Below are 25,195 nucleotides of genomic sequence, written 5' to 3'. Positions count from 1 at the left end.
GCAGAGCGGAACATAACGGTAGGGATCATGGGACGACGTTCGGAGCGGTTGAGCAGGCAAGGTGCACTCGCTGGTGAAGCCGGTGAGGGTGATGTGATCCAGGTGGTGTCGCGCGCGTTCGACGTGTTGCGATGCTTCGAGGGCCACGAGGCGCGACTCGGCAATCTCGAGATTTCAAATCGCTGCGGTCTGCCGCGCTCGACGGTATCGCGGCTGACGCACACGCTGACCCGCATGGGTCAGCTCGTGTATCTGCCGCGCGATCAGAAGTATCGCATCGGCCCGAGCGCGGTGGCGATGAGCGCATCGATGATGAAGGGCGCGCAGCTGCGCAGCATGATTCGCCAGCGGCTGCAGGAAGTCGCCGAGCAGCTGCCGGGCACGGTCGGATTCGTCGTCCCCGACCGCTTCCATCTCGTCTATCTCCAATTCGCGCGTTCGCCGACCGCGCTCGGCTTGCACGAAGGCACCGGCAGCCGCATCTCGATGGCCTCGACCGCCGCGGGCGCGGCCTACACCGCGGCCCTGGCGCCGGAAGTCGGCGATGCCTTCGTCGCAGACATGGAGCGCGAAGCCCCCGAGGCTGCCAAGATTCTCAAGCCCCGCATCGAGGGCAACCGGCAGATGCTGCGTGAGCGCGGCTATGTCGTGGCCTGCGGCCTCTGGAGCCCGCACATCAACGGCCTCGCGGTGCCGATCTGGTCGCCGCAGTACCAGACCTTCGTCGTCATCACGATCGGTCTTCTGTCGGCGATGTATGACGAGCATCGTCTGCACGACGAAGTCGCGCCGCTGATGCTCCAGCTTGGCCGCTCGCTCGGCAGCCTGATGGAAGGGGCGGAAGGCGACGCCTTCAACAACCGTATCTCGCGTAAGCCGGTCGCCATGGCCGTGCACAACAATAACAAGCCGATCCATTCGGAGGGAGTGAATGAACTGGAAGCCGGAACTCGACGAGCTCGCCCGGCGCGAAGCCTTCGCGCGGGAGATGGGCGGCGTTGACAAGGTCAAGCGACAGCATGACCAGGGCCGGCTGACTGTTCGGGAGCGTATCGACAAGCTGATCGACAAAGGCAGCTTTCACGAGATCGGTGCCGTCTCCGGTATCGGCGAGTACGATTCCAGCGGCGATCTGAAGAAGCTCACGCCGGCCAATTGCGTGTTCGGCCGCGCGCGCGTCGACGGCCGCACTGTGGTCGTGGTCGGCGACGATTTCACCGTGCGCGGCGGCTCGGCCGATGCGTCGATCTCGGCCAAGCCGCTCATGGCGGAGGAGATGGCGCACGATTTCCGCTTGCCCATCGTCCGCATCATCGAGGGCTCCGGCGGCGGCGGCTCGGTCAAGACCATCGAGACCAAGGGCGCGGCCAATCTGCCGGGCGGCATTGGCGGCACGCGCTGGTATCGCTTCACGACGGAGAACCTCTCGCGCGTGCCGGTGGTCGCGCTCGGCCTCGGCTCGGTCGCGGGCCTGGGTGCCGCGCGACTTGCCGCCAGCCACTATTCCATCATGACACGGAAGTCCGCGATGTTCGTCGCGGGGCCGCCGGTGGTGAAGGCGCTGGGACAGGATCTTACCAAGGAGGAGCTCGGCGGCGCCGACATCCAGACCCGCGCCGGCGCGATCGATCACGCCGTCGACACGGAAGAAGAAGCGTTCGCCTGCGCGCGGCGTTTCCTGTCCTATCTGCCGTCGTCGGTCTACGAGCTGCCGCCGACCTTGCCCTGCACCGACAACCCCGAGCGTGGCGACGAAGCGCTGATGAACGCGGTGCCGCGCAACCGCAAGCAGGTCTACAAGATGCGACCCATCATCGAGTCCGTCGTCGACAAGGGCTCGTTCTTCGAGGTCGGGAAGAACTTCGGCAAGCCGATCATTGTCGGTCTCGCGCGGCTCGAGGGCCGGGCGGTGCTGCTGCTCGCCAGCGACAGCTTCCACTATGGCGGCTCCTGGACGGCGGATGCCTGCCAGAAGGTGGTGCGCTGGGTCGACTTCGCCGAGACCTTCCACCTGCCGATCGTCTATCTCATGGACTGCCCCGGCTTCATGATCGGTCTCGATGCGGAGAAGGCGGCCACCATCCGCCACGGCGTGCGCGCCATGGCCGCGGTGAACCAGACCACCGTGCCCTGGTGCACCGTGATCCTGCGCAATGCCTTCGGCGTTGCCGGCGTCGTGCATCAGCCGGCCGACCGCTTCTCGATCCGCTACGCCTGGCCGTCGGCCTATTGGGGCTCGCTCCCGCTCGAAGGTGGCATCGAAGCCGCCTACCGCGCCGACATCGACGCGGCGGACGACAAGGCGGCCAAGCTGAAGGAGATCGAGGAGCGCCTCAACAAGCTCCGCTCGCCGTTCCGCTCGGCCGAAAAATTCTGGGTCGAGGAGATCATCGATCCCAGGAAGACGCGCTCGCTCCTGTGCGAGTTCGCCCGGCTGGCGGAGCCGCTGCGAAGGCCAGGGCCGCCGGAGAACATGACGATCAGGCCGTAGCATTGATCCGAATTGGTTGCATGTCGCGAGCTTGACGCGCTGATCGAGCATTCGTGCGCTGCGAGTTAATCATCTCCAGCGCTACGTGTAGGCTATGAAATCTTGCAGTTGTTGCGCGCAAGCGCAGCCACTTTCAGCCGCTGTTTAGGCCCATTTCAGCCAAACTGTTATTGGTTTCTCGTTGCCCGGGGCAGGGTCTCTCATTTGGAGTCCTGCAATGTTCAAGCGAGTATTTTCTGCGTGCGTCTTCGTTGCCTTGGGTTCTGTCGCTTCGGAAGCGCGCCCTTATCGAACTCATCAAGCTCCTGAATGCAACGTCACCATGCCCTGCGACTTCTCGTATTCGCAGACGCGACGCGAGCGGGCTTCCAGGCCCTCACTGGCTTCCGGATCTTCGCCGGTTTCCAGCTCCACGCTGCAAGCGTACCGCTCCGCGCAACTGACAGTGACGGATGCTGGGGGCACGACCACGCCGGCGACGGTCTCCGGCGCTCACGGCGCTCGCGTCGTCGGTGGCCGTCCGGCCGGTTGCCCTTCCTCGTTCTGCGGCTGCGGCGCGGCTCTGCGCGTGTTTGGGCGCATCGTGCCGGAATTGAATCTTGCGTCCAACTGGCTCCGCTTTCCCAGGACATCACCCGCACCGGGAATGGTTGCTGCGCGACGAGGACACGTTTTCGTCCTTGAGCAGCACCTCGGAGGCGACGTCTGGATGGCCTATGACGCCAACTCGGGCGGGCGCACGACGCGGATCCACGCGCGCTCGTTGCGAGGGTATACGGTTGTCAATCCGCGCGGCGGCTCGGTGGCTTGAGGGCAGCGGATAGCATTCTAGGAATCGCGGGCGGGTCGCAACATCTTTGCGACCCGCCAACGCCGAACCAATCGTTGGCGCCGGCCTCGCAGTCGATCACAGCCGGAGCACTTTGCCGGGATTCATGATGTTCTCAGGATCGAGCGCGCGTTTGATGCTGCGCATGATGTCGAGCTCGGTCTTGGAGCGGTAGTGGCTGAGCTCGTCGAGCTTGTCGATCCCGATGCCGTGCTCCGCCGAGATCGAGCCGCCCATGGAGGTGACGAGATCGTTCACGGCCCGCGTGATGGCGGCCGTGTATTGGTTCAGCGTCTGCTGGTCCATGCCCTTCGGCCCCATGAACGAAAAGTGCAGATTGCCGTCGCCGATGTGCCCGAGCGGATAGGGCCGGATGGTCGGGAGAATGTCGAGCACGGCCCTGAGGCCCTTGTCGATGAACTCCGGAATCCTGGAGATCGCAACCGACACGTCGAAACTGATCCCCGGTCCTTCGGCGCGGGAGGCCTCCGCCATGGCTTCGCGGATGCGCCACATGTTGCGCGATTGAGCGAATGTGTGCGCGATCGTCGCATCCAGCACGCGGCCGGCTTCGAGTTGATCGGCGAGAAACTGCTCCATCTTGCCGGACATGCCCTCGGTACCGTCCTGGCGCGGGCGCGCCGACGACCATTCCAGCAGCAGATACCAGGGCGTGTCCGCCTTCAGCGGATCCTGCGTGCCGGGAATGTGGCGCAGGGAAAGGTCGATGGCGGCCCGGCTGAGCAGCTCGCAGGAGCCGACATTGTCCTCGGACGCCGCGTGCGCCTCCGACAGGATCTCCAGCGCCGCGCGGGGATCGCGGACCGCCAGCCACGCCGTGCAGACGTCCTTGGGCGCCGGCCACAGCTTGAGCACAGCCTTGGTGATGATGCCCAGCGTCCCCTCGGCGCCCATGAACAGATGCTTGAGGTCGTAGCCGGTGTTGTCCTTCTTGAGCGCGCGCAATCCGTCCCAGACCTCGCCGCTCGGCAGCACGACCTCGAGCCCCAGCACGAGATTGCGGGCATTGCCGTAGCGCAGCACCTGCACGCCGCCGGCGTTGGTGGAGAGATTGCCGCCGATCATGCAGGAGCCCTGGGCACCGAGGCTGAGCGGCAGGAAGCGGTCGTGCTGGCTTGCGGTCTCCTGAAGCGTCTGCAACACGCAGCCGGCCTCGACCGTCATCGAATAGCCGACGGGATCGACCTCCAGCACACGATTCATGCGGCCGAGCGACAGCACGATGCCGGTGTGCGCAGGCCAGGGCGTCGCCCCGCCCATGAGGCCGGTGTTGCCGCCCTGCGGCACGATCGCGATGCCATGCTCATGGCACAGCTGCACCACTTTCGAGACCTCCTCGGTGCTCCCGGGGCGAACGACGGCGCCGGCGCTGCCGACCAGCAATCCCCGCCAATCCGTCACGAACGGCTGCTTGCCGTGCTCGTTCTCGATCAGGCCCTTCTCGCCGACGATCGCGCGCAACGCATCGCGCATCTCGGCCGTTAAAGGCGCGGTTGGGATCACGGGTGGGGACGACGGGAAGGCAGCCGGCATTTGTTTCCTCTGGCGCATCTTGGTGTGCACTGCGCACGTGACGTGCAGAGGGCATTGTCCACGTTTGGCGTGAGGAGTCTAACGGGAATGTGGCCGGGCGCGTCTTGCGGACGGTGACGCCGCCGGGTCCGGCGTCACCATCACGATCGGTCGTCAGCCGGCTTCAGGCCGTCGCCGGCTGCAGCTTCGGCTGCCGCGACAGCGCCAGCACGATCAAGGCCGCGAACACGCAGAGCGCACCGGCGATGAAGAAGGCGGGCAGGTAGCTCTGGTAGACCGTGCGCGAGAAGCCTGCACCGAACGCCGCGGTGCCGGCGCCGAGCTGATGGCCGGCGAAGATCCAGCCGAACACCAGATTGGCGCGCTCGGGCCCGAACTTTTGCGCGGTGAGCCGCACCGTCGGCGGCACCGTCGCGATCCAGTCGAGACCATAGAACATCGCGAAGACCGAGAGGCCGTAGAACGAGAAATCGCTGAACGGCAGGAAGATCAGCGAGAGCCCGCGCAGGCCGTAGTACCAGAACAGGAGCCAGCGATTGTCGTAACGGTCCGACAGCCAGCCCGACATGATCGTGCCGAAGAAGTCGAAGATGCCCATCGCTGCGAGTAGGCTCGCCGCCTGCACCTGTGGGATGCCGAAATCGAGGCACATCGGGATCAGGTGCACTTGCACGAGGCCGTTGGTGGAGGCGCCGCAGACGAAGAAGGTTGCGAACAGGATCCAGAACGCCATCGACGTCGAGGCGTCGCGCAGCGTGCCGAGCGCAACGCCCGTGATCGAGCCGTGGCTGACCGGCGGTGCGGGCAGCGGCTCGGTGCCCTCATCGCCGAACGGCCGCAGCCCGACGTCGCTGGGGCGGTCGCGCATCGCGAGCAGCACGGCCAGGGCGGATACGCCGAGCATGATACAGACGAAGCCGAGCGCGAGCCGCCAGCCGAAACGTTCGGTGAGGCTTGCGAGCAGCGGCAGGAACACGAGCTGGCCGGTGGCGACGCTCGCGGTCATGATGCCGACGACGAGGCCGCGCCTGGCCGCGAACCAGCGCGTGGCGATGGTCGCGCCGAGCACCAAGGCCGTCATGCCGGTGCCGATCCCGATCACCACGCCCCAGAGAGCAATGAGCTGCCAGACCTCGGTCATGCCGAGCGAGAGCACGAGCGCCGAGACCACGATCAGCTGAGCGGCCAGCGTGACGTTGCGCAGGCCATAGCGGTTGAGCAGGGCGGCCGCGAACGGCGCCATCAGCCCGAACAGGATGAAGCGGATCGACAGCGCGGAGGAAATCTCCGCCGTGCTCCAGCCGAACTCCTTCTGCAGGGGCACGATGAACACGCCGGGCGCACCCACCGTGCCGGCGCTGATCAGCGCGGCAAGGAAGGTCACGCCGACCATCACCCAGCCGTAATGGATATTGCGGCGGGACAGTGCTGCCGCGAGCCAGTTCGAGATCATCGGGCCTCAATTTGGTTGGCGGGCCCCAGAGAGACCCGCATCATCGTTGCAATCTGGCACAAACAAGGAAAGTCTAAAATGCCAGACTTCCCTCAATTTCGGACATTGGTGTCAGCGCGCTGACCGTTCGACTGCGATTGCGGTGGCTTCGCCGCCGCCAATGCACAGCGCCGCGATACCGCGCTTGAGGTTGTTGGCCTCCAGCGCATGCAGCAGCGTCACGATCAGCCGCGCCCCGGTGGCGCCGATCGGGTGGCCCAGCGCGCAGGCGCCGCCGTTGATGTTGAGCTTCTCGCGGGGAATGCCGAGATCGCGCTGCGCCGCCATCGCCACCACGGCGAACGCCTCGTTGATCTCGAACAGGTCGACATCGGACGCAGCCCAGCCGACCTTGTCGAGCAGCTTGCGGATCGCCGGGATCGGCGCCGTGGTGAACCATTGCGGCTCCTGGCTGTGGGTGGCGTGGCCCTTGATCTCGGCGAGAACGGGCAGGCCGCCCCGGTCAGCAAGCGAGCGCTTGGTCAGAACCAGCGCGGCGGCGCCGTCGGCATTGGCGGAGGAGGCGGCCGGCGTGATGGTGCCGTTGGCGCGGAACGCCGGCTTCAATCCGGGGATCTTGGCGGGGTCGACCTTCAGCGGATGCTCGTCGTTGGCGATCACGCGCGGTCCGGCCTTTTCGGTCAGCGTGATCGGCGCGATCTCGGCCTTGAACGCGCCGCCCTCGACGGCGTTGCGGGCGCGGCTCAGCGTCTCCATCGCATAGGCGTCCTGGTCCTTGCGGGTGAACTGGTAAGCCTCCGCCGTGGCTTCGCCGAAATCGCCCATGGAACGGCCGGTCTCGTAGGCGTCCTCCAGCCCGTCCATCATCATGTGGTCGATGATGCGGTCATGACCGACACGGTAGCCGCCGCGCGCCTTGGCGAGCAGGTAGGGCGCGTTGCTCATGCTCTCCATGCCGCCGGAGACGACGATGTCGGCCGAGCCGGCGCGGATGATGTCGTGCGCCAGCATGGTCGCTTTCATGCCGGAACCGCAGACCTTGTTGACGGTGGTGGCACCGGTGGCGTCCGGTAGTCCGGCGCTCCGCGCCGCCTGCCGCGCCGGCGCCTGGCCCTGACCGGCCGGCAGCACGCAGCCCATGAAGACCTCGTCGACCTTCTCGGGCGCAAGCCTGGCGCGCTCCAGCGCCGCACCGATCACGTGTGAGCCGAGCTTGTGCGCGGGGAGCGGCGACAATTCGCCCATGAAGCGGCCGAGCGGGGTACGTGCGGCGGAGACGATGACGACGGGATCGGCGGCTTCGGCCATGATGGAGCTCCCTGGCAATATAGGTAAGATGACGATCATCATATGATGCGACGCAAAAATTGCAACCGCGGCAGGGATGAGAAAATGTCGTGGGTCGGATGAGATTTGATCGTTCGATCGGGGAGGTACCAATCGACCGTACACTGTCATCACCCGCGAAGGCGGGTGATCCAGTATTCCAGAGACGACGCGGTTAGAACCGAGAAGGCGCGGCGTACTGGATGCCCCGCCTTCGCGGGGCATGACACCGGTATCGAAGCGTTTACCGCTTCCGGTTCACAAACGCGCCCATCAACCGCGTTGGCTCATCCGTCAGGAACGACTCGCCGAACACTTTCACGCTCAAATTCACCGACTCGGTCAGAAGCAGCTCTTCCCACTGCCGCAGCAGCGCCTTCTGCGACCGCAGCGCCTCGGGGCCGCATTCGAGCAAGGCCTTCACCAGGTGCTCGATCTCCGCATCCAGCCCGCCCTCCGGCGCAACCTTGTCGATCAGCCCCCAGGCGAGCGCAGTGGCTGCATCTATGTTCTCCGCCGTCATCACCAGCCAGCGCGCGCGGGCCCAGCCGATCAGGCGCGGCAACAGCGCGGCGTGAATCACCGAGGGGATGCCGACACGCACCTCGGGCATGCCGAAATGGGCATCATGCGCGGCGATGCGGAAGTCGCAGGCCGCTGCCACTTCGAGCCCGCCGCCGAGGCACCACCCCGGCATGCGTGCGATGACCGGAGCAGGGAACTGGCGCACCGCCTCGCAGAGATCGCGCAGGCGGCTGATGAAGGCTTCCGCGGATGTCTGGTCGAGCTTGGCCATCTCCTTGATGTCGGCCCCGCCGATCAGGCTCTTCTCGCTCTGGCCGCGCAGCACCACGACGCGGATGCTGCGGTCGGAGCTTAGTTGCTGCAGGCCTTCGCGCACGGCGTCGGTCACCGGCGAGCCGAGAATGTTGAGCGGGCCGGCGTTGCAGATGGCGACGTGAACGATGCCGCGCGCATCGCGCGTCACGCCGCAGTGGTTGTTGAGCATTTCCATCGTGGAGTCTCGAGGTTTCGTGGACATGCGCAAGGCGCGCCGGTCGGGATCACTTCCGGGCCGAAACCCCCGGCTTGTCAAGCGGGCAGGGCAGCGGAGTTGCCAGCGTGAAGTCCGTAGCATAGTATGATGAATATCATCTAAAGAGGCTGCCATGACCGGTAATGATCGACTCGACCTGTTTTCGCCGGAGCAGCGGCGCGAACGCGTGGTGGACTGGCAGGTGCCTGCGCCGGTCGCCAAGGTGGCCATGGGGCTGTCGGGCATGGACGCCATGCTGGGCATCCGTGACGGCCGGCTGCCGCCGCCGCCCTTCGCAAAGCTGATCGGGTTCACCGTGGCCGTGGTCGAGCCGGGCCGGATCGTCATGGAACTGGCGCCGCGGGAGGATCTGGAAAACACCATCGGTCTTCTGCATGGTGCGACCGCCGCGGCGCTGCTCGATACCGCCATGGGATGTGCCATCTCGACCCGACTCGAGGCCGGACAAAGCTCGGTGACCCTCGATCTGAAGCTGACCTATCTGCGCGCGCTATCGGTTCGCTCGGGGCTGATGTCGGCCGAGGGCAAGATCATCAAGCTCGGGCGCCAGACCAGCTATGCCGAAGGCTTCGTCCGGGACGGCAAGGGGGCCCTCGCGGTGCACGCAACTGCAACGTTCTCCATGATCGGAAGCAACTTAACATGAATTAATGCACCCATTTCGTCATTTGCGTGTTATGAGATGATCTCCGACATCCAATGAGCTCCGCATGCGCTATTCCCGGGAACACAAGCAGGAAACCCACGACCGCATCGTGAAGAAGGCCTCGGTGCGGCTGCGGGAGAAGGGTGCCCATGGCATCGGCGTCGCCGACCTCATGAAGGAGGCGGGCCTGACCCACGGCGGCTTTTACGCTCATTTCGACTCTCGTGAGGCGCTGGTGATCGAAGCCTTTGCCTACGCCATGGACCGCTCAATGGAACACTGGCGCAAGCTCACCGGCGAGGCCTCGCCGGAGAAGCGGCTGGCGCTGATCGCCGAGGCCTATCTCTCGGCGCTGCACCGCGACAATCCCGGCCACGGCTGTTCGATCCCTTCGCTCGGCGCCGAGATCGCTCGTGAGAGCCCGAAGACCAGAAAGGCTTTCGCCGGCAAGCTCGACGAGATGATCGAGCTGATGACCGACTACATTCCGAACGCGCCGCGCAAGGCAGCCCGCAAGCAGGCGATCGCGACGCTGGCGACGATGGCCGGTACCATGCTGCTGGCGCGCATCGCCGGCTCGAGCGAATTGTCCGACGAGGTGCTGAAGGCGGGTCGGGACCACGCGCTCGAGGGCGCGAAGCGTGAGCCGAAGGGGGCGGCGACGCTGAAGAAGAAGCAGAACTAGGCGAGAAGCCGTAGGGTGGGCAAAGCCGCGTAAGCGCCGTGCCCACGTTCTTTCCATGATTGCAAAGATTTGGTGGGCACGCTTCGCTTTGCCCACCCTACGAGACCGGTGCTACCGCCCTGCAAACAACGCCCGCTCGCGCTCCACGATCTCGCTGATGTAATCCGCCACGGCCCTGATCCGCGCCAGGTCCTTGCTGTCGGCGTGCATCAGCATCCAGAATGTCCGCGTGATCGAGATCTCCTCCGGCAGCACAGCCACCAGCTGCGGATAATCGCTCGCCATGAAGTGGGGCAGCACGGCGATGCCGAAGCCTGAGAGCGTGGCGTTGAGCTGCGCGATCAGATTGGCGCTGCGAAAGCGCGCCGAGATCCGCGGCGACACCTGCGGCAGATAATCGAGCTCCGGCGTGAACAAGAGTTCCTCGATATAGCCGACGAAGCGGTGCTGCGTCAGGTCCTGCCGCGAGGTGATCTCAGGGAAGCGGTCGAGATAGGTGGGCGCGGCATAGAGGCCGAGACGGTAATCCAGCAGCTTGCGCCCGACGATGCGGCCTTCCTTCGGCATGGTCAGGCTGATGGCGATATCGGCCTCGCGCTTGGAGAGGCTGAACAGCCGCGCCGTGGCCACAAGTTGCAGATCCAGATCGGGATAGCGGTCCGCGAACGGCGCCAGCCGCGGCGCCAGGAAGGCGGTGCCGAACCCGTCGGGTGCGCCGATCCGCACCGTTCCGGTCAGCCGCGCGACCGAGCCACCGACCTGCTCCTGGTTGGCGACGATGGTGGATTCCATGGCCTCGGCGCTGTCGGCGACGCGCTGGCCGGCCTCGGTGAGGAGATAGCCGGTCTTGCGCCGGTCAAACAGCTTGGCCGAGAGGTGCTTCTCCAGCCGGTCGACGCGGCGGATGACGGTGGCATGGTCGACCCCCAGCTGTTTTGCCGCAGCCGACACCGAGCCGCCCCGCACGATGGCCAGCACGAAGCGAAAGTCGTCCCAGTCGATGGTACCTTGATCCAGCATTTTCGCACATCTATGGTGCATTATCTCAGACTTGAATCCCAATAAATGCAGGTCGATAGGATTTGTCAAAGCGTTCAAGCTCGACCTCAAGGAGATCATTCCATGCGTTCAGTCGGACATTTCATCGGTGGCAAGGAAGTTAAGGGCACCTCGGGCCGCACTGCCGACGTCTTCGAGCCGATGACCGGCGACGTACAGGCCAAGGTCGCGCTGGCGTCCAAGGCCGAGGTCCGCGCCGCCGTCGAGAACGCGCGCGCCGCGCAGCCGGAATGGGCCGCGACCAACCCGCAGCGCCGCGCCCGCGTCATGTCGAAGTTCGTCGAGCTGGTGCAGCGCGACTACGACAAGCTCGCCGAGCTGCTGGCGCGTGAGCATGGCAAGACCGTGCCGGACGCCAAGGGCGACATTCAGCGCGGCCTCGAAGTCGCGGAATTCGCCTGCGGCATTCCGCATCTGATGAAGGGCGAATACACCGAAGGCGCCGGTCCCGGCATCGACATCTATTCGATGCGCCAGCCGCTCGGCGTCGTCGCCGGCATCACGCCGTTCAACTTCCCGGCGATGATCCCGATGTGGAAGTTCGCCCCCGCGATCGCCTGCGGCAACGCCTTCATCCTGAAGCCGTCGGAGCGCGATCCCGGCGTGCCGATGCTGCTCGCCGAGCTGATGATCGAGGCGGGCCTGCCGGCCGGCATCCTCAATGTCGTCAATGGTGACAAGGAAGCGGTCGACGCCATCCTCGACGATCCCGATATCAAGGCCGTCGGCTTCGTCGGCTCCACGCCGATCGCGCAGTACATCTATGAGCGCGCGGCCCAGACCGGCAAGCGCTGCCAGTGCTTCGGCGGCGCCAAGAACCACGCCATCATCATGCCCGACGCCGACATGGACCAGGCCGTCGACGCGCTGATCGGCGCGGGCTACGGCTCGGCCGGCGAGCGCTGCATGGCCGTCTCCGTCGCGGTGCCCGTCGGCAAATCCACCGCCGACCGCCTGATGGAAAAGCTGGTCCCGCGTGTCGAGAGCCTCAAGATCGGCACCTCGATCGATCCGTCGGCCGATTACGGTCCGCTGGTGACGCGCGAGGCGGTCGAGAAGGTCAAGGGCTACATCGACATCGGCCTCAAGGAAGGTGCGACCCTCGCCGTCGACGGCCGCGGCTTCAAGATGCAGGGCTACGAGAACGGCTTCTATCTCGGCGGTTCGCTGTTCGACAACGTCACTAAGGACATGCGGATCTACAAGGAAGAGATCTTCGGCCCGGTGCTCTCGGTCGTGCGCGCGCATGACTACAAGGAAGCGCTGGCGCTGCCGTCCGACCACGACTACGGCAACGGCGTTGCCATCTTCACCCGCGACGGCGATGCCGCGCGCGACTTCGCGGCCAGGGTCAATGTCGGCATGGTCGGCATCAACGTGCCGATCCCGGTGCCGATCGCCTATTACACCTTCGGCGGCTGGAAGAAGTCGGGCTTCGGCGATCTCAACCAGCACGGTCCGGATTCGGTCCGCTTCTACACCAAGACCAAGACGGTGACCTCGCGCTGGCCGTCCGGCGTCAAGGAGGGTGCGGAGTTCTCGATCCCGCTGATGAAGTAAGGCTGTAGCCCAGCCCGTCATTGCGAGCGCAGCGAAGCAATCCAGAATCTTTCCGCAGAGACAGTCTGGATTGCTTCGTCGCTCCGCTCCTCGCAATGACGAGGAAGGTGAGGAGCCCAGCATGCAATTCGCTCTGAACGAGGATCAGGTCGTCCTTCGCGACATGGCGATGGCGTTTGCGGCGGAGAAGATCGCGCCGCATGCGCTGCGCTGGGACGAGGAGAAGCATTTCCCCGTCGACGTGATGCGCGAGGCCGCTACCCTCGGCATGGGCGGCATCTACATCCGCGAGGATGTCGGCGGCTCCGCCATGACGCGGTTCGACGCGGCGCTGATCTTCGAGGCCCTGGCGACGGGCTGTCCGACCACCTCCGCCTTCATCTCCATCCACAACATGGCGAGTTGGATGATCGATGCCTTCGGCAGCGACACGCAGCGCCATCAATGGCTGCCAAAACTCTGCACCATGGAGCTGATCGCGAGCTACTGCCTGACCGAGCCGGGCGCCGGCTCGGACGCGGCCGCCTTACGCACCCGCGCGGTACGCGACGGCGATCATTACGTCCTCAACGGCCAGAAGCAGTTCATCTCCGGCGCCGGCGGTACCGACGTTCTGGTCGCGATGGTCAGGACGGGCGGCGATGGTCCCGGCGGCATCTCGACCCTCGTCATCGACGGCAAGACACCCGGCGTCTCCTTCGGCGCCAATGAGCGCAAGATGGGGTGGAATGCACAGCCGACCCGCGCGGTAATATTCGAGAACGCCCGCGTGCCTGTGGCCAATCGCCTGAGCGAAGAGGGTGTCGGCTTCAAGATCGCGATGGCCGGCCTCGACGGCGGCCGTCTCAACATTACGGCGTGCTCGCTCGGCGGCGCGCAGGCCGCGCTCGACAAGGCGCGCGCCTACATGAAGGAGCGCAAGGCGTTCGGAAAGCGGCTGGACGAATTCCAGGCGCTGCAATTCCGTCTCGCCGACATGGCGATCGAGCTCGAGGCCGCGCGCACCTTCCTGTGGCGTGCTGCTGCGGCGCTCGACCGCAAGGACCCCGACGCCACCATGCTCTGCGCCATGGCGAAACGCTTCGGCACCGATGTCGGGTTCGAGGTCGCCAACCATGCGCTGCAGCTTCACGGCGGCTACGGTTACCTCAGCGAGTACGGTATCGAGAAGATCGTGCGCGACTTACGCGTGCACCAGATTCTCGAAGGCACCAATGAAATCATGCGGCTCATCGTGGCGCGCAAATTGATCGAGGGCGCGCGATGAGCGGAGCGGAAGAGGGCGACCTGGTCGCGCGCGTCGAAGGCGCGGCCGGCATCATCAGGCTCAATCGTCCCAAGGCGATCAACGCCGTCACGCTGGAGATGTTTCGCGACATCGACAAGGCGCTCGACCGCTTCGAAGCTGATCCTGCCGTTGCCGTGATCCTGCTGGAAGGCGCCGGCGAGCGCGGCCTCTGCGCCGGCGGAGACATCCGCACGCTCTGGGAGAGCTCCAAGGTCAACGGCGACCTCGGCAAGATCCTGTGGCGGGAGGAGTACATCCTCAATGCCCGGATCAAGAAGTTTCCAAAGCCCTATGTCGCCTTCATGGACGGCATCGTCATGGGCGGCGGCGTCGGGCTCTCCGCGCATGCCAGCCATCGCGTCGTCACGGATCGCACCAAGCTGGCGATGCCCGAGGTTGGCCTCGGTTTCTTTCCCGATGTCGGCGGCACCTATTTGCTGTCGCATGCGCCGGGCGAGATCGGCACCTATTTCGGGCTGACCGGCCAGACCATGAACGGGCCTGACGCGATCCATGCGAAGTTTGCCGATTGGGTCGTGGCGGCGGCGCGATTGCCGGAACTGCGCGAGGCGCTGACCAAGCTGCGTCTTGGTGCGACCGCTGACGATGTCGGCAAGCTCATCAGCGGCTTTGCGACGGGCGAGACCGCGGGGCCGGTCGCCGCCAGGGAGCCGATCATCGATGCGTTGTTCGGCTTCGACCGCATGGAGGACATTTTCGCTGCGCTGAAGCGCGATGGTTCCGAGTTCGCGCTGGCCACGCTGAAGACGCTGAACGAAAAATCACCGCGTGGCATGGTGGTGACGCTCAAACTGCTGCGGCTTGCGCGCAGATCGAGCCTGGAAGAGTGCCTGGTGCGCGAATACCGCGCCGCACTGGAGGTGTTTCGGAGCGATGATTTTCGCGAAGGCGTGCGCGCCGCCGTGATCGACAAGGATCGCAACCCGACCTGGTCGCCGCCTCGGATCGAGGATGTGACGCCGGAGATGCTTGCGCCCTATCTCGCCGAGATCGGCGCGGACGAATTGAAGTTCAATTAACAACGCGACAGCGGAGGAAACGACAATGGCCACGATCGCATTCATCGGTCTCGGCAACATGGGCGGCCCGATGGCGGCCAACCTCGTCAAGGCCGGCCACAAGGTGGTGGCATTCGATCTCGTCGAAGCCTCGCGCAATCAGGCCAAGGCCGATGGCGCCAGCATTGCCGACAGCGCGCCCGCCGCGGTGAAGGGCGCCGATGTCGTGGTCACCATGCTTCCCGCGGGCAAGCACGTGCTCGGCGTCTGGAACGAGGTCGTGCCTGTCATGACCAAGGGGACGCTGATCATCGACAGCTCCACCATCGACGTCGAAAGCGCGCGGGCCGCGCATGCGCTCGCCGCCAAGCACGGCGTGCTCTCGGTCGATGCGCCGGTCTCCGGCGGCACCGGCGGTGCCAAGGGCGCAACGCTCACCTTCATGTGCGGCGGCGAGGAGAAGGCATTTGCCGCGGCAAAGCCCGTGCTCGAGAACATGGGCAAGAAGATCGTGCATTGCGGCGGTGCCGGTGCGGGCCAGGCCGCGAAAATCTGCAACAACATGATCCTCGGCATTTCCATGATCGCGGTGAGCGAGGCCTTTGCGCTCGGTGAGAAGCTCGGGCTCTCGCATCAGGCGCTGTTCGACGTCGCCTCGACCTCGTCCGGCCAGTGCTGGTCGCTGACGACCTATTGCCCGGTGCCCGGCCCGGTGCCGACCTCGCCGGCCAACAACGATTACAAGCCGGGCTTTGCCTCGGCGCTGATGGTGAAGGACCTGACCCTGGCACAGGACGCGGCGAAGGCTGCGGGCGCGGCGACGCCGCTCGGCAAGCATGCGCAGGAGATCTATCAGTCTTTCGACGCAGCCGGGCAGGGCGGGGTGGATTTTTCCGGAATTATCAAGCACGTTAGGAGCTTGGCCGGGAAAGCTTGATGACCACATTCCAGGAAGCACGCGCGTTCCTTCTGCAATACCGCACGGATTACGAGGCCGCGGCCAAAGGTTTCCGCTGGCCCGATCCGGTTCCTTTCAACTGGGCGCTCGACTGGTTCGACGCTGAGCTCGCGGCCAATGCGGACAGCAGGGATCGGCCTGCGCTCTGGATCGTCGACGCCGCCCTGGACAAGCAGACAAAGCTGTCTTTCGCGGCGCTGTCGCGTCGCTCCAACCAGGTCGCGAACTTCCTCCGCGCGCAGGGCCTGAGGCGCGGCGATCATCTCCTGCTGCTGCTCGGCAACGTGGTACCGCTGTGGGAGACCATGCTCGCCGCGATGAAGCTCGGCGTGGTCGTCATTCCCGCCACGACGCTGCTGACCGCCGACGAGCTGCGCGACCGGCTCGATCGCGGCAAGGCGAGGGCGGTGATCGCGGCGCAGGACCAGGTCGCAAAATTCGCGAGCTTGGGCGCCGAGAATGTTGTCCGCATCGTCGTCGGCGCGGCCTCCGACGGTTGGCTTGCCTATGACGAGGCGGCCAAGGCTTCCGAAAGTTTTGCGCCTGATGGTCCGACCAATGCCGACGACCCGATGCTGCTCTATTTCACCTCGGGTACGACAGCAAAACCAAAGCTCGTCCGGCACAGCCAGCGCAGCTATCCCGTCGGCCATCTCTCGACGATGTACTGGATCGGGCTGAAGCCCGGCGACGTCCACCTCAACATCTCCTCGCCCGGCTGGGCCAAGCATGCCTGGAGCTGCTTCTTCGCGCCGTGGAATGCCGGTGCGACCGTGTTCGTGGTCAACCAGCCGCGCTTCGACGCCAAAGCGCTGCTCGCCACCATCGGCCGCTGCGGCGTCACCACGCTGTGCGCGCCGCCGACGGTGTGGCGGCTGTTCATCCAGGAGAACCTGGCTTCCTTCAAGGTGGCGCTTCGCGAGGTCTGCGGCGCCGGTGAGCCGCTCAATCCTGAGGTGATCGACCAGGTGCAGGCCGCCTGGCGCCTCACCATCCGCGACGGCTATGGCCAGACCGAGACCACGGCGCTCGCCGGCAACTCGCCGGGCCAGCCCATCAAGATCGGCTCGATGGGCCGGCCGCTGCCGGGCTATCGCGTGCAGATCAGCGATGCCGACGGCAACCCGGCGAAAGAGGGCGAGGTGACGCTGGTGTTGGACGCCGACCGCCCCGCGGGCCTGATGCAAGGCTATCAGGGCGACGACGGCAAATTGTCCGGCGCCGAAGGCGCGCTCTATCGCAGCGGCGACGTGGTGTTTGCGGATGAGGACGGCTATCTCACCTTCGTCGGCCGTTCCGATGACGTGTTCAAATCCTCCGACTACCGCATCAGCCCGTTCGAGCTGGAGAGCGTGTTGCTCGAGCACGAGTTGGTCGCGGAAGCTGCGGTGGTGCCGAGCCCGGACCCGATCCGGCTCGCGATCCCCAAGGCCTTCGTGCTGCTGACCGCGGGCGCGGAGCGGACGCCGGAGACCGCGCTGTCGATCTTCAAGCACCTGCACGCGCGTCTGGCGCCGTTCAAGCGCATCCGCCGCCTCGAAATCGTCACCGAGCTGCCGAAGACGATCTCTGGAAAGATTCGCCGCGTCCAGCTACGACGGCTCGAACGCGACGATGATCGGAGCGATCCCTTGCGCGGCCGGGAATTCCGTGAGGAGGATTTTCCGGAGCTGGCGAAGACACGGAGTGAGACCTAAGTGAACGAAGTCTGGAAGAAGCCGCCTGTAACGCTCGAAGCCTATCAGGCCATGGTCGGCAAGGAGATCGGCGTGTCGTCATGGCATCTGATCGATCAGCCCCGCATCGACACCTATGCCGACGTGATCGAGGATCGCCAGTTCATCCACGTCGATCCGGAACGCGCGAAGAAGGAGACCGCCTTCGGCACCACCATCGCGCACGGCTTTCTCACGATGTCGCTGCTGTCGATCATGTCATACGAGGTGATGCCTGTCATCGCCGGCACCACGATGGGCGTGAATTACGGCTTCGACAAGCTGCGCTTCATCTCGCCGGTGCGGTCAGGCAAGCGCGTGCGCGGCCGCTTCGTGCTGGCGGAAGCCAAGCTCCGCAAGCCGAACGAATTGCAGTCCCGCACCAACGTCACGGTTGAGATCGAGGGCGAGGACAAGCCGGCGCTGGTCGCCGACTGGCTCGGCCTGATCTATTTCGCTTGATCTTTGCCGGGCTTGACCCGGCATCCCATCGCTGCTCAAAAGCCTGTCGATTTTGATGGATGGCCGGGGCAAGCCCAGCCATGACGATTAACATCTGGGAAACGCACTCATGGCAATCAGGTTCGACGGACGCGTCGCCATCGTCACCGGCGCGGGCAATGGTCTCGGCAAGGCGCATGCGCTGGGGTTGGCCAGCCGCGGCGCCAAGGTCGTGGTCAACGATTTCGGAGGCGCGCGCGACGGCACCGGCGGCTCGCTGTCGCCGGCCGAAGCGGTGGTCGAGGAGATCCGCAAAGCCGGCGGCACCGCGATGGCCGACGGCGCCGACGTCTCCAATTTCGAGCAGGTCACCGCCATGGTCGAGCGCGCCACCAGGGAGTGGGGCAGCGTCGATCTTCTGTGCGCCAATGCCGGCATCCTCCGCGACAAGTCGTTCGGCAAGATGGAGGTCGCCGATTTCCAGAAGGTGCTCGACGTGCATCTCGTTGGCACCTTCTATTGCTGCAAGGCGGCCTGGGCCGGCATGCGTGACCGCAATTACGGTCGCATCGTGCTGACGACGTCGTCCTCCGGCCTCTACGGCAATTTCGGCCAGGCCAATTACGGCGCCGCCAAAACCGGCATGGTTGGCCTGATGAACGTGCTCGCCGAGGAAGGTCGCAAGAACGACATTCGCGTCAACATCATCTCGCCGACGGCGGCGACGCGCATGACCGAAGAGCTGCTGCCGCCGCAGGCGTTGCAGCTGATGAAGCCGAACGCGATCACGCCCGCGGTCGAGTATATGCTGAGCGAGGACGCACCGACCCGCACCATCATGGGCGCCGGTGCCGGCTCGTTTGCGGTGATCAAGATTTTGGAGAGCGAAGGCATCAACCTGCCGGAGAGCGAGTGGACGCCCGATGCGATTGCCGCGCATTTCGCCGAGATCAGCGACATGTCGAAGGCCAAGGCGCTGCAGGGCGCGTTCGAGCAGACGCAGAAATACGTCGCGCAGGCCGCGGCGCGGGCGGGGATCAAGCTTTAGGCGCGCTGTCATTCCGGGGCGTCGCAAAGCGACGAGCCCGGAATCCATCGCGCCACCATCTCTGCCGTCCGATGGATTCCGGGCTCGCGCCAAGTGGCGCGCCCCGGAATGACGCTAGGCGCGAAAATCTGCTTTAAACTCTCACCATGACCTCGACCGACACCCACATCGCCGTCATCGGCGCAGGTCCCGCCGGGCTGATGGCGGCGGGAGTGCTGGCGCAAGGCGGCGCCCGCGTCACCGTCTACGACGCCATGCCGTCCGCGGGGCGCAAGTTCCTGATGGCGGGCCGGGGTGGGCTCAATCTCACCCACAGCGAACCGCTGCCGCAGTTCATGGCGCGCTACCGGGAGGCCGCAGCGAAGCTGCAAGCGGCGATCGACGCGTTTTCACCCGATGCGCTCCGGGCCTGGTGTGAAGCGCTGGGCGAGCCGACCTTCGTCGGCAGCAGCGGACGCGTGTTTCCAAGGGCCTTCAAGGCTTCGCCCTTGCTGCGCGCCTGGCTGCGGCGGCTCGATGAGGCCGGTGTCCGCTTCGCTTTTCGCCATCGCTGGATCGGCTGGGACCGCGAGGGGCGGCTGATCTTTCAGACGCCGAAAGGCGTCTCCGCCATCGAAGCGAACGCCACGCTGCTCGCCCTCGGCGGCGCAAGCTGGCCGCGGCTCGGATCGGACGGAAGCTGGGTCGACGTCCTCGCCGCAAGAGGCGTTGCCGTCTCGAAGCTGCGGCCCGCCAATTCGGGCTTCACGGTCGCTTGGTCCAAAGTATTCCGCGACCGCTTCGAGGGCCAGCCGCTCAAGGGCGTGGCGCTGACGATCGGCGCACACACGGTGCGCGGAGAAGCCATGATCACCCGCAGCGGAATCGAAGGCGGCTCGATCTATGCGCTGTCGGCCGAGCTGCGCGTAGCCGTGCTGAATCTCGGGCAGGCGACGCTGATGATCGCGTTGCGGCCCGACCTCGACTCCGCGGCGCTGACCACGCGGTTGTCAGGCGTGCGCGGCAAGCAATCGCTGGCGAACTTCCTGCGCAAGGCCGCGCAATTGTCGCCGGCCGGCATCGGCCTGATGCAGGAAGCGGCCATCGCCTCCGGCCGCCCGCTGGCCGCGTTCTCGCCGGCAGAGCTGGCGCAGCTGGTCAACGCCATTCCGCTTCAGCTCACCGGCGTCGCTCCGATCGATCGGGCGATCTCGACGGCGGGCGGGATCACCTTCGACGAGCTCGACGCACACTTCATGCTGCGCAAGCTGCCCGGAGTGTTCGCCGCCGGCGAGATGCTCGATTGGGAAGCACCGACCGGCGGGTATCTGCTGCAGGCTTCGTTCGCGACCGGGGCGGCCGCGGGCAGGGGCGTGCTGGAGTGGCTCAGTCGCTAGACTAACCAACGGTCATTGCGAGCGCAGCGAAGCAATCCAGAATCCCTCCTCGGACGTAGTCTGGATTGCTTCGTCGCAAGAGCTCCTCGCAATGACGGCCGTGGGAACGGCGCGCGAACGCCTACCGCAGCTTCCCCCGCGCCGCGACCGGCAGCGTGCCGATGATCTCCTCGCCGCGGACCATTACGACCTCGTCCATCATGTTGACGACGACGCAGACGTGGTTCGGCACGATGCGGACGACGTCGCCGACATTCGGCCTTGTGTTGCTGCGGGAGAGATCGAGGAAGCCGTGCTCCTCGGCGAACTTGGCGATCTTCGCCTCGGGATGCTCCAGGATCAGGCCGTGACCGTCGAGCCCGCCGGTATCCGTGGTCAGCGTCTTCGAGCCGGCGTCCAAAATACCGCGCTCGGGCGCGGCGCGGCTCACCACTGTCGAATAGATGTGCAGCGCGCAGTCGTCCCAGGTCGCCGAACCCGCGGCGACCTGCATGCGATCGTTGTAGATGTAGGTGCCGAAGCGATGCTCGGTGCCGCCCTTGAGCTTGCCGATGTTGACGAGGTTCGGGGTGCCGCCGGTCGAGACGATTTTGGCATCGAGCCCATGCGCGCGCACGCCGGCCAGCGCCTCGTCATAGAATTTCTGCGCGTCAGCCCAGCCGGTCTCGGTCGGGTAGAGCATGAAGCCGGCGAATTGGAGCCCCTTGGACGCGGCGATCTCGCGCGCCAGCGCGATCGCCTCGGCTGGCGTCTCGACACCCGCACGCTTGCGGCCCGTGTCGCACTCGACCACGACCGAGAGCGGACGGCCGGACACCGCGGCGGCCTTGGGCAGGCCCGCGACGACGGTCGAGTTGTCGGCGGCGACCGTCATGTTCGCCTTCGCCTGCAGCGCGCCGAGCCGCGCCATCTTCTCGTCGCCGAGGAGATTGTAGCTGATCAGGATGTCGTCGATGCCGGCATTGGCCATGATCTCGGCTTCGCCGAGCTTCTGGCAGGTGATGCCCTTGGCGCCGGCCGCGACCTGCATTTTGGCAATCGTCGGGTTCTTGTGCGTCTTGATATGGGGGCGGTTGGCGATGCCGGCATCGTCGCAGGCTTTCTGGATCCGCGCGATGTTGCGCTCGACCCTGTCCATGTCGATGACGGCGCAGGGCGTGCCATATTCGCGGGCGATTTTTGCGGCGAGGGGAGTGGTCATATGATCTCTCTATTTTCGGACCCGTAGGATGGGTAGAGCGCAGCGAAACCCATCAGAAGAAATTCCCGTTACGCGATGGGTTTCGCTGCGCTCTACCCATCCTACAAGCTATGCCTCCTCGATCTCTTCACGGAGCATTTCAAGTTCGAGCCAGCGCTCTTCGGCGGCAGACAGCTCTTCGTGCGCCTTGGCGATCGCGGCCGACGTATCGTCGAATTTCTTCCGATCTTTCGCATAGAGATTGGGATCGTCCAGCACGCGCTGCAATTTTGCAATATCGGCGTGCAACGTTTCCATCTTCTTCGGCAGCGTTTCGAGCGCGTGCTTCTCGTTGAAGCTCAGCTTCCGCTTGGGCGCCGACGCGGCCGGAGCAGCGGCGCGCTCCTCTTTCTTCTCCACTGGCGCTTGCGGCTTCGCGGTCTCGCGCTTGAGATCTGCGCCGCGCTGCGCCAGCATGTCGCTGTAGCCGCCGGCATATTCGATCCATTTGCCGCTCCCCTCGGGCGCGATCACGGAGGTGACGACGCGGTCGAGGAAGTCGCGGTCGTGGCTGATCAGGATGACAGTGCCCTCGTAGTCGCCCAGCATCTCCTCGAGCACATCGAGCGTTTCGAGATCGAGATCGTTGGTCGGCTCGTCCAGCACCAACAGGTTCGACGGCTTTGCCAGCGCGCGCGCCAGCATCAGGCGACCACGCTCGCCGCCGGAGAGTACTTCCACGGGCGTGCCACGCTGCTCCTGGCCGAACAGGAAGTCCTTCATGTAGCCGACCACATGCTTCGGCTTGCCGCCGACCATGATCTGATCGCCACGGCCGCCGGTCAATGCTTCCGCCAGCGTCGACTTGGGATCGAGGCTTTCGCGGTGCTGGTCGAGCGTGGCTGTCTCCAGATTGGCCCCTAACCGTACGGTGCCAGAGTCAGGCTCTGCGCCGCCGGTGAGCAGATTGACCAGCGTGGTCTTGCCGGCGCCGTTCGGGCCGATGATGCCGAGCCGGTCGCCGCGCTGGATCCGGGTCGAGAAATTCTCGACGATCTTGCGCTCGCCGTAAGCTTTGGAGATGCCCTTGGCTTCGATCACCAGCTTGCCGGACTGCTCGGCCTCGCTAGCTGCGAGATTGGCGTTTCCAGCGGTGCCGCGGTAGTTGCGGCGCTGGGCTCGCAACGCATGCAGATTGGCAAGGCGTTTGACGTTGCGCTTGCGGCGGCCGGAGACGCCGTGGCGCAGCCAGTGCTCCTCGTCGACGATCTTGCGGTCGAGCTTGTGCTGGTCGCGTTCTTCCTCCGCCAGTACCTCGTCGCGCCAGCTCTCGAACGAGGCAAAGCCGCGGTCGATCTGCTTGATCTTGCCGCGGTCGAGCCAGGCGGTTGAGCGCGAGAGATTGGTGAGGAAGCGGCGGTCGTGGCTGATGATGACGAGCGCACTGCGGCGGCTGTCGAGCTCCTGTTCCAGCCATTCGATGGTGGCGAGATCGAGATGGTTGGTCGGCTCGTCCAGCAGCAGAATGTCGGGCGAGGGCGCCAGTACGAAGGCCAATGCCGCGCGACGCGCCTCGCCGCCGGAGAGGTTGTGCGGGTTCTCCTCGCCGGTGAGGCCGAGCTGCTCCAGGAGATAGCGCGCCTGGTGCTGGTCGTCGCCGGGCGCGAGCCCGGACTCGACATAGGCGAGCGTGGTCTTGTGCGCGCCGAAGTCAGGCTCCTGCGGCAGGTAGCGCACTGTTGCGCCCGGCTGCACGAAACGCGTGCCGGAGTCGGGCTCGACCAGGCCGGCCGCGATCTTCAGCAGCGTCGACTTGCCGGAGCCGTTGCGGCCGATCAGGCAGACCCGTTCGGATGGCGCGACATTGAGCTCGATCCCTGACAGCAGCGGCGTGCCGCCGAAGGTCAGCCGGATGTCTTTGAGTTGCATCAGCGGCGGCGCCATCGTCAGCCCTGACTCGTTGCGGCCGCATCAGTGCGACGCCGCGCGATCCGCCGCAGCGTCTGGTCGAGCGCGGACAGGAAGGCCGAGCGGTCGCGCGGCGCGAACGAGCGCGGGCCGCCGGTGACTTCGCCGGCCGAGCGCAGATCCGTCATCAGATTGCGCACCGCCAGCGTCATCCCGATCGACTCTTCGGTGAACGGCTTTCCGTTCGGTGCGATTACGTCGGCGCCCGCCTTCACACAGCGGCTCGCCAGCGGGATGTCCGAGGTCACGACCACATCGCCAGGCCTGGCGCGCTCGGCGATCCAGTCGTCGGCCGCATCCATGCCGCTACCTGCGGCAATGCGCTCGATCAGGGGATCCTGCGGCACGCGGATGAAATTGCCCGCGACCACGCTCACGGGCACGCCGTGCCGGATCGCAACGCGGTAGATCTCGTCCTTCACAGGGCAGGCGTCGGCGTCGACATAGATGCGGGTGGGGGTGTCGGTCATTCCGCGCGTGGTACCCCATTCGGGCGGCAAAGGCGAGGGGATTGACCCTGGTTCCTCAGGCCCTACCATCGCTCCTGAAACAATAAGAATATGGGAAAGCCAAGCCATGCCGAACCGGCTCGAAACCTACCGCGTCGAGGCCTACAACACCGCCAAGCAATCCGAAAACAAGATGCACGACGACAATGTGGCGCGCCGCTTCGGCTTTTCCGGCGGGCTGGTCCCGGGCGTCGACGTCTTCGCTTACATGATGCACGTGCCGATCGCGCGCTGGGGCCGCGATTTCCTGTCCCGTGGGCTGGTCGAGGCGCGCTTCATCAAGCCGGTCTATGACGGCGAGACTGCCGACGTCGACGCGACCGAGCACAACGGCCTGCTGACCATCGAGGTGTTCAGCCGCACCGAGCTGTGCGCCACGGGGACGGCGTCGCTGCCGGCGGAGGCGCCCGCGGTGTCGCTGAGCGACTATGTTGAAGTCCCCGCTGTCGCCGAGCGGAAGCCGGTCAGTCCTGCGACGTTCGAGCTGGGCAAGTGGCTGGGCACGACGCCGCGCCGCTGGGCCGGGCAGGACGCGGCCGACTATCTCACGGATGTCAGGGAGAAGGATCCGATCTTCGCGCGCGAGAGCCTCGGCCATCCCGGCCTGATCCAGCGGGTCATGAACCGCGTCCTCGTCGACAACACCATTCTGGGCCCCTGGATCCACGTCGGCAGCCGCATGCAGCTGCTATCCGCCGCGCGCGCCGGCGACGAGATCACGGCGCGTGCAAAAGTCACTGCGAACTACGAGAAGAAGGGTCACCGTTTCGTCGAGCTGGAAGCGCTCGTCGTTGCCAACGGCACGACGTCGCTCGCCCACTGCCTGCACACCGCAATCTACCAGCCGCGCGAGCAGGCGGCGGCTTAGGCCTAAGTGTCCGCTTGGTTCGAGGCTGTCGCCTCATAAAACGGTGTCATGCCCCGGCTTGACCGGGGCATCCAGTACGCCGCGGCCTATCCGTTGAACTACTACCGTCTCGGAGTACTGGATCGCCCGATCAAGTCGGGCGATGACAGTGTGCGTGTGGAGACG

General features: G+C 65.5%; 22 protein-coding genes. 14 read left to right on the top strand and 8 right to left on the bottom strand.

The annotated features are described in order from the left end of the window. Positions 1-27 precede the first annotated feature (27 nt). From XI05_RS29995 to XI05_RS29985, 3 genes are all read left to right on the top strand, one after another. Complete coding sequence (locus XI05_RS29995; protein WP_271508483.1) at positions 28-1,002, top strand: IclR family transcriptional regulator; 975 nt, start codon at positions 28-30, stop codon at positions 1,000-1,002. Continuing rightward, the gene (locus tag XI05_RS29990) at positions 932-2,491 is read left to right on the top strand and encodes an acyl-CoA carboxylase subunit beta (RefSeq protein ID WP_271508480.1); all 1,560 of its coding nucleotides are present in this window, start codon (positions 932-934) and stop codon (positions 2,489-2,491) included. The genes XI05_RS29995 and XI05_RS29990 overlap by 71 nt, the downstream gene beginning before the upstream one ends. 217 nt (positions 2,492-2,708) lie before the next feature. Next, positions 2,709-3,302: a hypothetical protein gene (locus tag XI05_RS29985; protein ID WP_271508478.1), complete on the top strand. Its 594-nt coding sequence runs from the start codon at positions 2,709-2,711 to the stop codon at positions 3,300-3,302. Positions 3,303-3,398: 96 nt separating this feature from the next. Here the strand turns inward: XI05_RS29985 and XI05_RS29980 are convergent, their stop codons facing one another. The 4 genes from XI05_RS29980 to XI05_RS29965 all read right to left on the bottom strand — a co-directional run bounded on the left by XI05_RS29980 (position 3,399) and on the right by XI05_RS29965 (position 8,668). Continuing rightward, on the bottom strand, positions 3,399-4,874 hold the full coding sequence (locus tag XI05_RS29980) for an FAD-binding oxidoreductase (protein WP_271508476.1): 1,476 nt from the start codon (positions 4,872-4,874) through the stop codon (positions 3,399-3,401). Between the two features lie 163 nt (positions 4,875-5,037). Continuing rightward, positions 5,038-6,327, bottom strand: a complete 1,290-nt coding sequence (locus tag XI05_RS29975; RefSeq protein ID WP_271508471.1) for an MFS transporter — start codon at positions 6,325-6,327, stop codon at positions 5,038-5,040. Positions 6,328-6,438: 111 nt separating this feature from the next. After that, complete coding sequence (locus tag XI05_RS29970; RefSeq protein WP_271508469.1) at positions 6,439-7,635, bottom strand: acetyl-CoA C-acyltransferase; 1,197 nt, start codon at positions 7,633-7,635, stop codon at positions 6,439-6,441. A gap of 262 nt (positions 7,636-7,897) precedes the next feature. Further along, on the bottom strand, positions 7,898-8,668 hold the full coding sequence (locus XI05_RS29965; protein WP_271508467.1) for an enoyl-CoA hydratase: 771 nt from the start codon (positions 8,666-8,668) through the stop codon (positions 7,898-7,900). Positions 8,669-8,822: 154 nt separating this feature from the next. On the opposite strand from XI05_RS29965, the gene XI05_RS29960 reads away from it, so the two are divergent. Both XI05_RS29960 and XI05_RS29955 read left to right on the top strand, forming a co-directional pair. Next, positions 8,823-9,356: a PaaI family thioesterase gene (locus XI05_RS29960; RefSeq protein ID WP_271508465.1), complete on the top strand. Its 534-nt coding sequence runs from the start codon at positions 8,823-8,825 to the stop codon at positions 9,354-9,356. A 64-nt stretch (positions 9,357-9,420) separates the two neighbouring features. After that, on the top strand, positions 9,421-10,041 hold the full coding sequence (locus XI05_RS29955; RefSeq protein WP_271508463.1) for a TetR/AcrR family transcriptional regulator: 621 nt from the start codon (positions 9,421-9,423) through the stop codon (positions 10,039-10,041). Between the two features lie 111 nt (positions 10,042-10,152). On the opposite strand, the gene XI05_RS29950 is transcribed toward XI05_RS29955, so the two are convergent. Continuing rightward, positions 10,153-11,061 carry a LysR family transcriptional regulator gene (locus XI05_RS29950; RefSeq protein ID WP_271508460.1) on the bottom strand — a complete coding sequence of 303 codons (909 nt, stop codon included), beginning with the start codon at positions 11,059-11,061 and terminating at the stop codon, positions 10,153-10,155. 102 nt (positions 11,062-11,163) lie between these two features. Here XI05_RS29950 and XI05_RS29945 point away from each other — a divergent pair, with 102 nt between their 5' ends. The 8 genes from XI05_RS29945 (at position 11,164) to XI05_RS29910 (ending at position 20,505) form a co-directional block, all read left to right on the top strand. Further along, positions 11,164-12,660: a CoA-acylating methylmalonate-semialdehyde dehydrogenase gene (locus XI05_RS29945; protein WP_271508458.1), complete on the top strand. Its 1,497-nt coding sequence runs from the start codon at positions 11,164-11,166 to the stop codon at positions 12,658-12,660. 121 nt (positions 12,661-12,781) lie between these two features. Beyond that, positions 12,782-13,927: an isobutyryl-CoA dehydrogenase gene (locus XI05_RS29940; protein WP_271508455.1), complete on the top strand. Its 1,146-nt coding sequence runs from the start codon at positions 12,782-12,784 to the stop codon at positions 13,925-13,927. Beyond that, positions 13,924-14,988: an enoyl-CoA hydratase/isomerase family protein gene (locus XI05_RS29935; protein WP_271508451.1), complete on the top strand. Its 1,065-nt coding sequence runs from the start codon at positions 13,924-13,926 to the stop codon at positions 14,986-14,988. The genes XI05_RS29940 and XI05_RS29935 overlap by 4 nt, the downstream gene beginning before the upstream one ends. Then, positions 14,984-15,904 carry a 3-hydroxyisobutyrate dehydrogenase gene (gene mmsB, locus XI05_RS29930; protein ID WP_271508562.1) on the top strand — a complete coding sequence of 307 codons (921 nt, stop codon included), beginning with the start codon at positions 14,984-14,986 and terminating at the stop codon, positions 15,902-15,904. The genes XI05_RS29935 and mmsB overlap by 5 nt, the downstream gene beginning before the upstream one ends. Then, positions 15,904-17,622, top strand: a complete 1,719-nt coding sequence (locus XI05_RS29925; RefSeq protein WP_271508448.1) for an AMP-binding protein — start codon at positions 15,904-15,906, stop codon at positions 17,620-17,622. The genes mmsB and XI05_RS29925 overlap by 1 nt, the downstream gene beginning before the upstream one ends. Continuing rightward, entirely contained in the window at positions 17,623-18,102 is a 480-nt protein-coding gene (locus XI05_RS29920; RefSeq protein ID WP_271508445.1) for a MaoC family dehydratase, read from the top strand. A gap of 109 nt (positions 18,103-18,211) precedes the next feature. Further along, on the top strand, positions 18,212-19,129 hold the full coding sequence (locus XI05_RS29915) for an SDR family NAD(P)-dependent oxidoreductase (protein WP_271508443.1): 918 nt from the start codon (positions 18,212-18,214) through the stop codon (positions 19,127-19,129). Between the two features lie 146 nt (positions 19,130-19,275). After that, entirely contained in the window at positions 19,276-20,505 is a 1,230-nt protein-coding gene (locus XI05_RS29910) for an NAD(P)/FAD-dependent oxidoreductase (RefSeq protein WP_271508439.1), read from the top strand. Positions 20,506-20,626: 121 nt separating this feature from the next. On the opposite strand, the gene XI05_RS29905 is transcribed toward XI05_RS29910, so the two are convergent. The 3 genes from XI05_RS29905 to XI05_RS29895 all read right to left on the bottom strand — a co-directional run bounded on the left by XI05_RS29905 (position 20,627) and on the right by XI05_RS29895 (position 24,123). After that, the gene (locus tag XI05_RS29905; RefSeq protein ID WP_271508437.1) at positions 20,627-21,706 is read right to left on the bottom strand and encodes a D-TA family PLP-dependent enzyme; all 1,080 of its coding nucleotides are present in this window, start codon (positions 21,704-21,706) and stop codon (positions 20,627-20,629) included. A 108-nt stretch (positions 21,707-21,814) separates the two neighbouring features. After that, the gene (locus XI05_RS29900; protein ID WP_271508435.1) at positions 21,815-23,629 is read right to left on the bottom strand and encodes an ABC-F family ATP-binding cassette domain-containing protein; all 1,815 of its coding nucleotides are present in this window, start codon (positions 23,627-23,629) and stop codon (positions 21,815-21,817) included. Positions 23,630-23,631: 2 nt separating this feature from the next. Further along, the gene (locus XI05_RS29895) at positions 23,632-24,123 is read right to left on the bottom strand and encodes a YaiI/YqxD family protein (protein WP_172786356.1); all 492 of its coding nucleotides are present in this window, start codon (positions 24,121-24,123) and stop codon (positions 23,632-23,634) included. 106 nt (positions 24,124-24,229) lie between these two features. On the opposite strand from XI05_RS29895, the gene XI05_RS29890 reads away from it, so the two are divergent. After that, positions 24,230-25,030 (top strand): hypothetical protein, encoded by an 801-nt coding sequence (locus tag XI05_RS29890; protein ID WP_271508433.1) that lies wholly within the window; start codon positions 24,230-24,232, stop codon positions 25,028-25,030. Positions 25,031-25,195 lie beyond the last annotated feature (165 nt).

The sequence above is a fragment of the Bradyrhizobium sp. CCBAU 11357 genome (assembly GCF_028128865.1).
In the GTDB taxonomy this organism is placed as follows: Bacteria; Pseudomonadota; Alphaproteobacteria; order Rhizobiales; family Xanthobacteraceae; genus Bradyrhizobium.
Note: the sequence above shows the minus strand (reverse complement) of the source record. Positions and strands in the feature narration are given on the sequence as shown.